This is a genomic window from Pseudomonas sp. Ma2-10 (assembly GCF_054330215.1).
Window position 1 is genome coordinate 26442 of record NZ_JBTEYL010000001.1, and the last position, 12438, is coordinate 38879.

A 12438-nucleotide genomic window follows, 5' to 3' on the forward strand; every position below is an offset into this window, starting at 1 on the left:
CAATCGCGGAAGTTGTTGAACTGCAGCGGCATATCGAAAGTCTTGGCGCGCAGGGCCGCAATGGCTTCCTGCAAGTCATCACGCTTCTTGCCGGTAATGCGCACCTGCTCACCCTGAATGGCAGCCTGAACCTTGAGCTTGGCGTCTTTGACATGAGCGACGATTTTCTTCGCCATCTCTTTGTCGATGCCTTCCTTGAGGACCGCTTCTTGCTTCATCAGTTTGCCCGACGCATAGGCATCCTTGATTTCAAGGCACTGCACGTCGATTTTGCGCTTGACCAGGGCGAGCTTGAGGATCTCAATCATCGCTTCGAGCTGGAAATCGGCTTCAGCGGTCAGGTTGACGGTCAGGTCCTTTTCCTTGAACTCGAAGCTGCCTTTGCCTTTCAGGTCATAACGACGATCGAGTTCCTTGACGGCGTTCTCGACCGCGTTGGTGACTTCGTGTTTGTCCAGTTCGGATACCACGTCGAACGACGGCATGTAATCTCTCCAATAAAAGGGCATGCTCAATCACGATGGAGCACGCCTGGCTTGCGGTTAAAATCCGCGCTGATTATAACGGGTCTTTCCCATCATTCACTGCGAGCCTCCCATGCGCGCGATAAACAGAGCAAAAACCTGATGCCCACCACCTGGCATGTTCTGGGCGCCGGCAGCCTTGGCACCTTATGGGCTACTCGACTGGCCCGGGCCGGCGTGCCGGTCAAGCTGATCGTGCGGGACGCTGCACGCTTAGAGGCGTATGAGGCGGCGGGTGGGCTGACGCTGGTCGAACACGGTGAAGCGAAGTGCTATCCAGTGCCCGCCGAGACACCCGACAACAGCGAACCGATCAACCGTCTGTTGGTAGCGTGTAAAGCCTACGATGCCGAGAAAGCAGTGGCCCAACTGGCACCGCGCCTGGCTACCGACGCCGAGCTGATCCTGCTGCAGAACGGTCTTGGCAGTCAGGACGCCGTCGCCACGCAGGTGCCGCAGGCACGCTGCATTAGCGCGTCAAGCACCGAAGGCGCCTTTCGCGATGGCGACTGGCGCGTGGTGTTCGCCGGCCATGGTTACACCTGGCTGGGGGATGCCGGGCATCCCGTGGCGCCGATCTGGCTGGATGACGTGAGCGCCGCCGGTATTCCCCACGAGTGGAGCACCGACATTCTGACCCGGCTGTGGCGAAAACTGGCGCTTAACTGCGCGATCAATCCGCTGACCGTGCTGCACGATTGCCGCAATGGCGGTTTGCAGGAACACCACTGCGAAATCGCTACCCTTTGCGTCGAATTGACCGAGCTGCTTGAGCGGTGCGGTCAACCAGCAGCAGCCGAGGACCTTCAACAGGAAGTCGAACGGGTGATTCACGCGACCGCCGCCAACTACTCTTCGATGTACCAGGACGTCGCAAACCAGCGCCGGACCGAGATCAGCTATCTATTGGGTCATGCCTGCAAAGCTGCCGCGAGGCATCAGTTGAACCTGCCGCACCTCAATCAACTTGAGCAACGGTTGATCACCCATCTTCACAGCCTTGGATTGCCCAGCGACTGAGCAGCGGCTACGCTGGCCACTTGTTCCTTTTCAGCGATGAACCTGATGCCATTGCGCCAGCGTCTTGAAAACCTTCCGGTCGGCCAGAAATTACTGGCCGCCCTGCTGGTGCTGTTGACCACCGTCCTGCTGGTCGCCAACCTGACCTTTATCAGCGCTGCGTACTACATTTCCCAGGAAAGCATGGCCCCTCAGGCCTTGCAGACCATCGGCCGCCTGGTGTCCAACCCCAGCCTGGTGTCCGAAGCCTTGCAGTCACCGCAAAGTGCCGAACGCCTGCTCAACGAGCTCAACAGCTATTCACCGCTGCGTGCGGCGGCCCTTTATGATGGCAAGGGCGAGCGTCTGGCGCAGTTGCAGCATGGCGACAACCTGAGCCTGCCAACACGTTACCGGCACATTGAATCCTGGCAAGCCACCGAGTTTCGCAGCAACCAAATCATCACCCTGCCCCGCCCCGGCACCGTGCCAGGTCACCTGTTACTGGTCGCCAGCAGCGAACTGCCAATGGCGTTCTACACCGGGACCCTGACCGCCAGCCTCGGGATTCTGATCTTCAGTGTGCTGTTGTGGCTGGTGATCGCCCGGCAGATCAAACGCCTGATCACCCGGCCAATTCATCAGCTCGAAGAGTTGTCCCGGCAAGTGACCCGGGAAGAGAACTACGCCCTGCGCGCCTCCCGCGGCAACCATGACGAAATCGGCAGCCTCGCCGAGGCGTTCAACACCATGCTCTCGCGGATCGAAGCCCGGGAGCAGCAACTCAAGCGGGCCCGGGACGATTCCCAGGCGGCGTATGACCAGGCTCAGGGCCTGGCCGAAGAAACCCGTCATACCAATCGCAAACTGGAGCTCGAAGTTCAGGTGCGCAGCAAGATCGAGAAGAAGCTCACCGGTTTCCAGAACTACCTCAACAGCATCATCGACTCCATGCCCTCGGCGCTGATCGCCCTTGATGAACAGCTCTACGTAACCCAGTGGAATCAGGAGGCCAGCGCCCTGTCTGGTACGCGCCTGGACGAAGCTTTGAACCAGCCGATTTTTCTCGCGTTCGAACCGCTCAAGCAGTTCTTGCCGCAACTCAAGCAAACCGTCGAGCAACACACGGTTGCCAAGATTGAACGAGTGACGTGGCTCAAGGACGAAGAACCCAAGCACTACGCCCTGACGTTTTACCCGCTGATGGGTGGTGCCGGGCGCGGCGTGGTGATCCGGATCGACGACATCACTCAGCGTCTGTCGCTGGAAGAAATGATGGTGCAGTCGGAAAAAATGCTCTCGGTCGGTGGCCTCGCCGCGGGCATGGCTCACGAGATCAACAACCCGTTAGGCGCGATCCTGCACAACGTGCAAAACATTCGCCGACGCCTTTCGCCTGATCTGCCGAAGAATCTCGAACAAGCCGAGCAAACCGGGATCGCACTGGATACGGTTAACAAATACCTGCAAGCACGCGAAGTGCCGCAGTTGCTCGACGGCATTCAACAGGCTGGCGCCCGGGCGGCAAAGATTGTCACGCACATGCTCAGCTTCAGTCGCCGCAGTACCCGGCAAATGGCCCCGTGCGACCTGCCGGCGCTGATCGATCAAGCAGTGGAAATCGCCAGCAACGACTTCGACCTGACGATCGGTTTCGACTTCAAGGGCCAGGCAATCATTCGCCAGTTCGATCCACAACTCGGCCCCGTGCCCGGCACGGCGAACGAACTGGAGCAGGTGCTGCTCAATCTGTTGAAAAACGCCGCTCAGGCCATTCACCAACGTGAAGACGACCCCGAGCCGGGACGGATCATTCTGCGCACCAAACTGAATCCCCCCTGGGCGGAAATCCAGGTTGAGGACAATGGCGTCGGTATGAGCGAAAGCGTGCGCAAACGCACCTTCGAGCCATTTTTCACCACCAAGGAAATCGGTCAGGGCACCGGCCTTGGCCTGTCGGTCTCGTACTTCATCATTACCAACAACCACAAGGGTCAGATGGAAGTGCAATCGACCCTGGGCCAAGGCACGTGTTTCACCTTGCGCCTGCCCTTGGCGGGCTCCGCGCTCGTCTCTCAAGAACTCAATCAGCTATCGAGGTAACCATGGGCTTTCGCTTGTCGAAGATTTACACCCGCACCGGCGACAAAGGCGAAACCGGGCTGGGCGACGGCCGCCGCGTGCCAAAGGACCATCCACGGATCGAAGCCATTGGCGAGGTCGATACGCTGAACAGTCAGGTGGGAGTGCTATTGGCCGGGTTGGCGATGGAACGTGGCACCTATCCCGGATTGAACGAGGTGATTGAGGTTTTAGCGCCTTGCCAACATCGGTTGTTTGATCTGGGCGGTGAGTTGGCGATGCCGGTGTATCAGGCCTTGAACACGGCAGAAGTCGAACGTCTGGAAACGGCGATCGATGCATGGAATGAAGAGCTGGGGCCGCTGGAGAATTTCATTCTGCCAGGTGGTTCGGCGTTGATTGCTCAGGCCCATGTGTGCAGAAGCCTGGCGCGTAGTGCGGAGCGGCGGTGTCAGCATTTGAATGCTGTCGAACCATTGGACGGGGCTGGGTTGGCGTATATCAATCGGTTGTCGGACTTGTTGTTTGTGGTGGCGCGGTTGATTGCCAAGCGGCAAGGGATTGCCGAGATTTTGTGGCAGCCGGCAGCGAAACCTTCCAACTGAGCGTAACGGATCGTTCCCACGCGTGCGTGGGAACGATCGGGCGTTAAGCCTCAGGCCAAAACGCCCGGATCCCCGCCGTACCCTGTGCGCCCGCTTCCCAGGCTTTCTGAAGATCCGCCGGGCCAACGCCACCGAGCAAGAACACCGGTTTGCTGAAACCTTCGATCAACGCGCAAGCTTGCCCCCAACCCAGCGGTTGAGCACCCGGATGAGTCAGGGTCGGTTGCACCGGTGACAGGGTCACAAAATCCACCCCCATCTGCTCGGCCAACGCCAGTTCTTCAGCGTTATGGCAGGACGCCGCCAGCCAGCGCGACGCCGGTAACGGGCGGCCAGCCGCCGCATATTTGCGCAGTTGCGCGGAGGTGATGTGCCAACCGGCGGACGGGAAATCACCCAGCCATTCGAACGGCCCTTTGATCATCAACTGCGCCTTGCCCGCACACAACCCCGCCGCGTCCACCGCCAGATCGCGGTACTTCGGATCGTAGCCGTTGGGTGCTCGCAACTGGATCAGCTTGATACCGCTGGCAATGGCTTTTTGAATACCGCGTAGCAAGGCCGGGGTTTCCAGGTCTTGCGGGGTAATCAAATACTGCTCAGGTAACCGTGCAGCCGCAACAATCGGCTGGTTGGCCGCCGGGAACTCGTAGTTCAGCAGATCGCGGGGCGCGACCCATTCCAACGGCTGGCCTTCGGCGCCGTGCGGTTCGCCGGTAAAAGCCGAGACTTCCCAAACGTCCAGCAACACTTGCTTGTCCGGGTAGTCGTGCCGGACCTTGATCAACGGACGAGCCGCGTTGACCACGATGCCCAACTCTTCAAGGAGTTCGCGAGCGAGGGCGGTTTCGACGGATTCGTCGACCTCGACCTTGCCACCGGGAAATTCCCACAGCCCACCTTGATGCTGGGTGTCGGCACGGCGGGCAATGAGGATCTTGCCACTGCCATCACGGATAACAGCGGCAGCTACGTGGACTCGTTTCACCGTTCTACTTCCTCCAGACCAGCCTTCCGCCAAGCCTTGAAGGCTGGCCATTGGTAGATGGTTTCGACGTAGGCCGCGTCCGCTGCGGGCAGCCTCACCTGATAGGTGCGCAGGCGTACGGCGATCGGCGCGAAGAAGGCATCGGCCAGGGTCGCGCCGCCAAACAGGAACGGACCGGTTTCGGTGGTGGCGGCACGGCACTCGGCCCACAACGCCAACATACGCTCAATGTCGGCCTGGACGTCGGCCGGTGTCGGCGACAATGCAGCGTCGTGGCTCAAGTCGAATGGCATGTTGCCGCGCAAGGCGAAGAAACCGCTGTGCATCTGCGCGCAAGCCGAACGGGCCTGGGCGCGGGCGGCGGTGTCTTTGGGCCAGAGGCCGGCGTCGGGAAACTGCTCTGCCAGATACTCGGCAATCGCCAGGGAATCGGCGATGGTGCCGTGTTCGGTTTTCAGCAGTGGGACTTTCGCGGCCGGCGAGTGCTTGAGCAGACGCTCACGCGTATCCGCCTGGTTCAACTTGATCAGTTCTTCGGTGTAAGGGGCGCCGGCCAGGTCGAGGGCCAAAGCGCCGCGCAGGGACCAGGAGGAAATCAGTTTGTCGCCGATGATCAGGTGAAGGCTCATGCTCGGGACCTTTTGATAGGGGGTATGGGCCAGAATCGTTAGTGTCTGGTCGGCCATCATCGCGGGATTACCCGCGATGGGGGCGACCCGGTCTGGCTTAAGTGCGGTATTCGGCGTTGATTTTCACGTATTCGTGGGACAGGTCAGTGGTCCAGATGGTTTCGCTGCAATCACCGCGACCCAATTCGATACGGATCGTGATTTCTTCCTCCTGCATCACGGCCGAGCCCTGGGCTTCGGTGTAAGTCGATGCACGTGCGCCACGACTGGCGATACAGACATCACCGAGGAACACGTCGATTTTGCTCACGTCCAGATTCGGTACGCCGGCACGGCCGACGGCGGCCAGAATGCGGCCCCAGTTCGGGTCGGAGGCGAACAGTGCGGTCTTGATCAGTGGCGAGTGAGCCACGGTGTAACCGACGTCCAGGCACTCCTGGTGATTGCCGCCGCCGTTGACTTCAACGGTCACAAACTTGGTCGCGCCTTCGCCGTCACGAACGATGGCCTGGGCCACGTCCATGCACACTTCGAACACAGCCTGTTTCAGCTTGGCGAACAAATCACCGCCGGCTTCAGTGATTTCCGGCAGTGCTGCCTGACCGGTGGCGATCAGCATGCAGCAGTCATTGGTCGAGGTGTCGCCGTCGATGGTGATGCGGTTGAACGACTTGTTGGCACCGTCCAGCAGCAGGTTTTGCAGCACGTCGCGGGAGACTTTGGCGTCGGTGGCGATGTAGCCGAGCATGGTCGCCATGTTCGGGCGGATCATGCCCGCGCCTTTGCTGATACCGGTGACGGTGATGGTCACGCCGTCATGCTGGAACTGGCGGCTGGCACCTTTGGGCAGGGTGTCGGTGGTCATGATGCCGGTGGCGGCCGCTTCCCAATTGTTGACCGACAGGTCGTCGAGGGCGGCTTGCAGAGCCCCTTCGATTTTCTCGACCGGCAGCGGTTCGCCGATGACACCGGTGGAGTACGGCAGCACCAGGCTGGCGTCGACGCCGGCCAGCTCAGCCAGTTTGGCGCACGTACGCTCGGCGGCGGCAAGGCCTGGTTCACCAGTGCCGGCGTTGGCATTGCCGGTATTGGTCAACAGGTAACGCACCGGACCTTGCACACGCTGCTTGGCCAGGATCACAGGAGCCGCGCAAAAGGCGTTCAGCGTGAACACGCCAGCGACCGTGGAACCTTCGGCACAGCGCATGACCACAACATCCTTGCGCCCTGGGCGTTTGATGCCAGCCGAGGCGATACCGAGTTCAAAACCGGCAACCGGGTGCAACGTTGGCAAAGGACCAAGACCAACAGCCATGAATGCGCTCCTAAATAAATGATGTCAGCACCGCTTTCAGGAAGAACGGTGGTTTAAATGGCAAAACGCCGCGACGGCATAAGCCGGTCGCGGCGCGGGTATTTCAGCGTATGAAACGGGTTTTACTGGATCTGCCCGTGGCAATGCTTGAACTTCTTGCCCGAACCGCAGTAGCAAAGTTCGTTACGGCCCAGCTTCTGTTCACTGCGTACCGGAGCGACGGCAAGGGCGACATCGACCTCCTCACCTCGCTGTTCCGGTTGCTCGAGCCCCGGCGCTTCGTCGTGCAGGAACTGCATGCGCGCAGCCAGTGCTTCGGCCTCCTGACGCAGGCGTTGTTCTTCTTCGATCGGATCTTCGCGGCGAACCTGAACGTGGGACAGCACACGGATCGAGTCGCGCTTGATCGAATCCAGCAGCTCGGAGAACAGCGTGAAGGACTCGCGCTTGTACTCTTGCTTCGGGTTCTTCTGTGCATAACCACGCAAGTGGATGCCATGACGCAGGTGATCCATGGTCGACAGGTGGTCTTTCCACAGGTCGTCGAGCACACGCAGAACGATTTGCTTCTCGAAGGTGCGCAGCGCTTCGGCGCTCGCCTGCTCTTCTTTCTCGTTGTACGCGGCCAGCAGCTCGGTCATGAGCTTCTCGCGCAGGGTTTCTTCGTACAGGTGGTCATCTTCGTCGAGCCATTTCTGGATCGGCAGCGCCACACCGAAGTCGCTCTGCAACGCCGCTTCCAGACCGGCCACGTCCCACTGTTCAGGCAGCGATTGCGGTGGAATATGCACGATGACGGTTGCGTTGAGCACGTCCTGACGGAAGTCGGCGATGGTTTCACCGATGTTGTCGGCAGCCAACAAACTGTTACGCATGTGATAGATCACTTTACGCTGTTCGTTGTTAACGTCGTCGAACTCGAGCAGTTGCTTACGAATATCGAAGTTGCGACCTTCAACCTTGCGCTGAGCCTTCTCGATGGCGTTGGTCACCATACGGTGCTCGATCGCCTCGCCAGGCTGCATGCCCAGGGCCTTCATGAAGTTCTTCACCCGATCAGAGGCGAAGATGCGCATCAGGCTGTCTTCCAGCGACAGGTAGAAACGGCTGGAACCGGCGTCACCCTGACGACCGGCACGACCACGCAACTGGTTGTCGATACGGCGCGATTCGTGACGCTCGGAAGCAATCACCTGCAAACCGCCCGATTCGAGCACTTGCTGGTGACGTTTCTGCCAGTCGGCCTTGATCTGGGCAATCTGCTCAGGGGTCGGGTCTTCCAGGGTGGCCACTTCCACTTCCCAGTTACCGCCCAACAGGATGTCGGTACCACGACCGGCCATGTTGGTGGCGATGGTCAGTGCGCCTGGACGACCGGCCTGGGCAATGATCTCGGCTTCTTTTTCGTGAAACTTGGCGTTCAGAACCTTGTGTTCGATGCCTTCCTTGTGCAACAGCGCAGACATGTGCTCGGAAGTTTCGATGGTTGCAGTACCCACCAGCACCGGACGGCCCTGGGTTATGCATTCCTTGATGTCAGTGATGATCGCCGCGTATTTCTCTTCGGCGGTCAGGAACACCAGGTCGTTGTAGTCTTTGCGCGCCAGCGGTTTGTTCGGCGGGATAACCATCACCGACAGACCGTAGATCTGGTGGAATTCAAATGCTTCGGTGTCAGCGGTACCGGTCATGCCGGACAGCTTGTTGTACAGACGGAAGTAGTTCTGGAACGTGGTCGAGGCCAAGGTCTGGCTTTCGGCCTGAATGTTCAGGTTTTCCTTGGCTTCGATGGCCTGGTGCAGGCCTTCGGACAGACGGCGACCCGGCATGGTGCGACCGGTGTGTTCGTCGACCAGAACGACCTGGCCATCCTGCACGATGTATTCGATGTTGAGATTGAACAGTTTATGAGCGCGCAGACCGGCATAAACGTGAGTCAGCAGACCGAGGTTGTGCGACGAGTACAGGCTCTCGCCTTCAGCCAGCAGGCCAACGCGGGCCAGCATGTCTTCGATGAACTGGTGACCGGCTTCGTTGAGCTCAACCTGACGGGTCTTCTCGTCGACGGTGTAGTGGCCGGCCTTGGTGACTTCGCCTTCAACCTCTTCGACGTGCAACTCAAGCTGCGGGATCAGTTTGTTGATCTCGATGTACAGCTTGGAGCTGTCCTCGGCCTGACCGGAAATGATCAGCGGGGTACGGGCTTCGTCGATGAGGATGGAGTCGACTTCGTCGATCACGGCAAAATTGAGTTCGCGCTGGAATTTTTCTTCCATGCTGAACGCCATGTTGTCACGCAGGTAGTCGAAACCGAATTCGTTGTTGGTGCCGTAGGTAATGTCAGCGGCGTAGGCCAGACGTTTCTCTTCCGGCGGCTGGAAAGGTGTAACCACACCGACCGTCATGCCAAGGAATTCGTAGAGGGGACGCATCCAATTGGCGTCACGGCGGGCCAAATAATCGTTCACGGTAACAACGTGCACGCCTTTGCCGGACAGTGCGTTGAGGTAAACGCCCAGTGTAGCCACCAGGGTCTTGCCTTCACCGGTACGCATTTCTGCAATCTGGCCTTCATGCAAGGTCATGCCGCCGATCAGCTGGACATCGAAGTGGCGCATGCCCATGACGCGCTTGCCGGCTTCGCGGGCGACCGCAAAGGCTTCTGGCAGGAGCTTGTCGAGGGTTTCCCCTTTGGCGATGCGGGCCTTGAACTCTTCTGTCTTGGCACGCAATTGATCGTCCGAGAGGGCCACCATTTGCTCTTCGAAGGCATTGACGAGTTGCACCGTCTTGTGCATGCGTTTGACTTCACGCTCGTTCTTGCTTCCAAAAAGTTTCTTTAACAAAGGCGCAAACATATCGGCAGGATCTTCCACACTAAAGGGATGGAGGGCGGCCCCGTGAGTCGCCCGTGCAGCCCTCATGGCCGCATGCGAACGAGCATTCTACCCGGAAACGATGGTGAGGAAAGTGGCGTTATTCCACGATGCTGGCACAGCGCTGTGACGGGACCTACTTAAAATAGGGGCTTTTTACTGAACTTCAAGCTGTACGTTGCAGAAGTTACTTGTTGATTTAATGGGTAAAGCGCTCGCAAAGCAATGGGGCGGGTGCATCCAGTGCTTTCTGCTAATATGGCGGCTCTGTTACTTCAGGTGTCTGATCATGGCTTTTCGCCCTCTTACGGCCAGAGCACCCGCCGTTCTGCTTCGCGAAGCCAAACCGCTGAAAGCCATTTTTGGCCACGCTCAACGCCTGGGTCATTTACAACGTCTGCTCGAAAGCCAATTGCAGCCCGCCGCCCGCGAGCATTGCCATGTGGCGTCGTGGCGCGAAGGCAGCTTGTTGCTGATAGTGACCGACGGTCATTGGGCGACCCGCCTGCGTTATCAGCAAAAGCGTCTGCAACGGCAATTACAGATGTTCGACGAATTCGCCAGCCTGACGCGGATTCTGTTCAAGGTTCAGCCGCCCACGGTTCAGCAAGGGGCGGCCGGCCATACCATCAGCTTGTCGACCGATGCAGGCGCGACCATTCAGGCCACCGCCGATGGCATCAGCGATCCGAATCTGCGGGCGGCGCTGGAACGCCTTGCGGCTCACGCCAAACCCAAGGCATGACAGAGACCCCAAGATCTATTTAGCGACGCTTGCTGCCCCCGAGCAGCGAGCCCATCAAGCCGCGTACCAACTGCCGGCCAAATTGATTGGCCGCCTGGCGCATCGCTGATTTCAGCGCCTGCCCCGCCGCGGTGCCGAGGAATTGCGCGGCCTTGTCGGTGAAGCTTGGCTCTTCGGCTGCCGGTTTGCCCGGAACAGCGTCAGGTTCTGACGCCAACCCTTTGCGCGCCATCAACACTTCATAAGCCGATTCACGATCAACGGGTTTGTCATACCGGCCCTTGAATGGCGAGCCCGAGATCAGCACTGTGCGTTCAGTTTCGCTCAGTGGCCCGATCCGCGATTGCGGCGGTGCCACCAAAACCCGCTGGACGATCTCTGGCGTGCCCTTGTCCTGCAGCGTGCCAACCAGCGCCTCGCCAATCCCAAGCTCGGTCAACACCGACAAGGCATCGAACGCCGGGTTCGGCCGGAAACCTTCGGCCACCGCTCGCAGGGATTTCTGCTCCTTGGCGGTGAACGCGCGCAAGCCATGCTGAATGCGCATACCGAGCTGAGCCAGCACGTCATCCGGCAAATCGCCCGGCGATTGGGTGACGAAATACACGCCAACTCCTTTTGAGCGTATCAGCCGCACCACCTGTTCCAGACGATCCTGCAACGCCTTGGGCGTACCGGCGAACAATAAATGTGCTTCGTCAAAAAACAGCGCCAGCAGCGGTTTGTCCGCATCGCCGCGTTCCGGTAGTTGCTCGAACAGTTCGGCCAGCAACCACAACAGGAACGTCGCGTAGACCTTCGGCGCTTCGTGCACCAGACGGCGGGCATCGAGCAGGTGAATGCGCCCGCGGCCCTCGGCGGTCGGCTGCAGAATGTCTTCGAGTTGCAGCGCCGGCTCACCGAACAGCGCTTCGGCGCCCTGCTGTTCCAGGGTCGCCAGACGCCGCAACAGCGCCTGACTGGAACCGGTGGTCAGCAGCGCGGCGTCGTCACCCAGTAATTCGGGGTTCTCACGCAAGTGATTGAGCAGTGCCTTCAAGTCCTTGAGGTCCAACAGCAACAGCCCTTCACGGTCCGCCACCTTGAACGCGGCGTACAGCGCCGACTGCTGACTGTCGGTCAGCTCCAGCAGGCTGCCAATCAATAACGGCCCCATTTCGCTCAAGGTTGTGCGCAACGGATGACCGGACTGGCCGTGAATGTCCCACAGGGTTACCGGATACGCTTGAGGCGTGTGGTTCAGCCAGGGCATCCCGGCGATGCGCTCGGCGATTTTGCCTTGAGGGTTGCCGGCCGCGCCCAGACCACACAGGTCACCCTTGATATCCGCGGCAAACACCGCCACGCCGGCATCGCTGAATGCTTCGACCATCCGTTGCAAGGTGACGGTTTTGCCCGTCCCGGTAGCGCCCGCGACCAAACCATGACGGTTCGCCAGACGCATGGCCTGGGCAACGGGCTGCCCCGCGAGGTCGGCACCGATAACGAGTTGTAATGAGTCAGGCATTTTGTCACCCATGGTTAATCTTTGTGCGTTCGCGGCCGATAGAAATAAGCGAAAGACCCAATTGAAAGCAAGGTGCGACATTCCTCTATGGAGAGCAGGAATTATCGACTCGCTCTGTTGCGCACTCATTTTGCGCGCATTAACAGCAACGCGCCCCGAACAATAAGA

The 12438-nt window shown here is 59.4% G+C and carries 9 protein-coding genes and 1 pseudogene; 4 read left to right on the forward strand and 6 right to left on the reverse strand.

Annotated elements, in window-relative coordinates; translation table 11 throughout:
• Positions 1-485, reverse strand: a pseudogene (locus ACXPVS_RS00160) (YajQ family cyclic di-GMP-binding protein); the annotation flags it as partial.
• Between the two features lie 141 nt (positions 486-626).
• Between ACXPVS_RS00160 and ACXPVS_RS00165 the strand changes: the two are divergent.
• Genes ACXPVS_RS00165 through ACXPVS_RS00175 form a run of 3 tightly spaced genes read left to right on the forward strand, consistent with a single transcriptional unit; the run spans position 627 to position 4210 of the window.
• Complete coding sequence (locus ACXPVS_RS00165; RefSeq protein WP_458508108.1) at positions 627-1544, forward strand: putative 2-dehydropantoate 2-reductase; 918 nt, start codon at positions 627-629, stop codon at positions 1542-1544.
• 45 nt (positions 1545-1589) lie between these two features.
• The gene (locus ACXPVS_RS00170; RefSeq protein WP_458508109.1) at positions 1590-3626 is read left to right on the forward strand and encodes a sensor histidine kinase; all 2037 of its coding nucleotides are present in this window, start codon (positions 1590-1592) and stop codon (positions 3624-3626) included.
• Positions 3627-3628: 2 nt separating this feature from the next.
• Complete coding sequence (locus ACXPVS_RS00175; protein ID WP_458508110.1) at positions 3629-4210, forward strand: cob(I)yrinic acid a,c-diamide adenosyltransferase; 582 nt, start codon at positions 3629-3631, stop codon at positions 4208-4210.
• Positions 4211-4253: 43 nt separating this feature from the next.
• Here the strand turns inward: ACXPVS_RS00175 and ACXPVS_RS00180 are convergent, their stop codons facing one another.
• The 4 genes from ACXPVS_RS00180 to secA form a co-directional block, all read right to left on the reverse strand.
• Entirely contained in the window at positions 4254-5198 is a 945-nt protein-coding gene (locus tag ACXPVS_RS00180; protein ID WP_458508111.1) for a Nudix family hydrolase, read from the reverse strand.
• Positions 5195-5827: a glutathione S-transferase family protein gene (locus ACXPVS_RS00185; RefSeq protein WP_458508112.1), complete on the reverse strand. Its 633-nt coding sequence runs from the start codon at positions 5825-5827 to the stop codon at positions 5195-5197. The genes ACXPVS_RS00180 and ACXPVS_RS00185 overlap by 4 nt, the downstream gene beginning before the upstream one ends.
• Before the next feature lie 97 nt (positions 5828-5924).
• Entirely contained in the window at positions 5925-7142 is a 1218-nt protein-coding gene (gene argJ, locus ACXPVS_RS00190; RefSeq protein WP_458508113.1) for a bifunctional glutamate N-acetyltransferase/amino-acid acetyltransferase ArgJ, read from the reverse strand.
• A 122-nt stretch (positions 7143-7264) separates the two neighbouring features.
• Positions 7265-10000, reverse strand: coding sequence for a preprotein translocase subunit SecA (secA, locus tag ACXPVS_RS00195; RefSeq protein ID WP_458508114.1), 2736 nt, complete (start codon positions 9998-10000; stop codon positions 7265-7267).
• A gap of 307 nt (positions 10001-10307) precedes the next feature.
• On the opposite strand from secA, the gene ACXPVS_RS00200 reads away from it, so the two are divergent.
• Positions 10308-10763, forward strand: coding sequence for a DUF721 domain-containing protein (locus tag ACXPVS_RS00200; RefSeq protein ID WP_111451433.1), 456 nt, complete (start codon positions 10308-10310; stop codon positions 10761-10763).
• 19 nt (positions 10764-10782) lie between these two features.
• On the opposite strand, the gene ACXPVS_RS00205 is transcribed toward ACXPVS_RS00200, so the two are convergent.
• A complete protein-coding gene (locus ACXPVS_RS00205; protein WP_458508115.1) occupies positions 10783-12270 on the reverse strand; it encodes a helicase HerA-like domain-containing protein in 1488 nt (495 codons plus the stop codon).
• Positions 12271-12438: the final 168 nt, after the last annotated feature.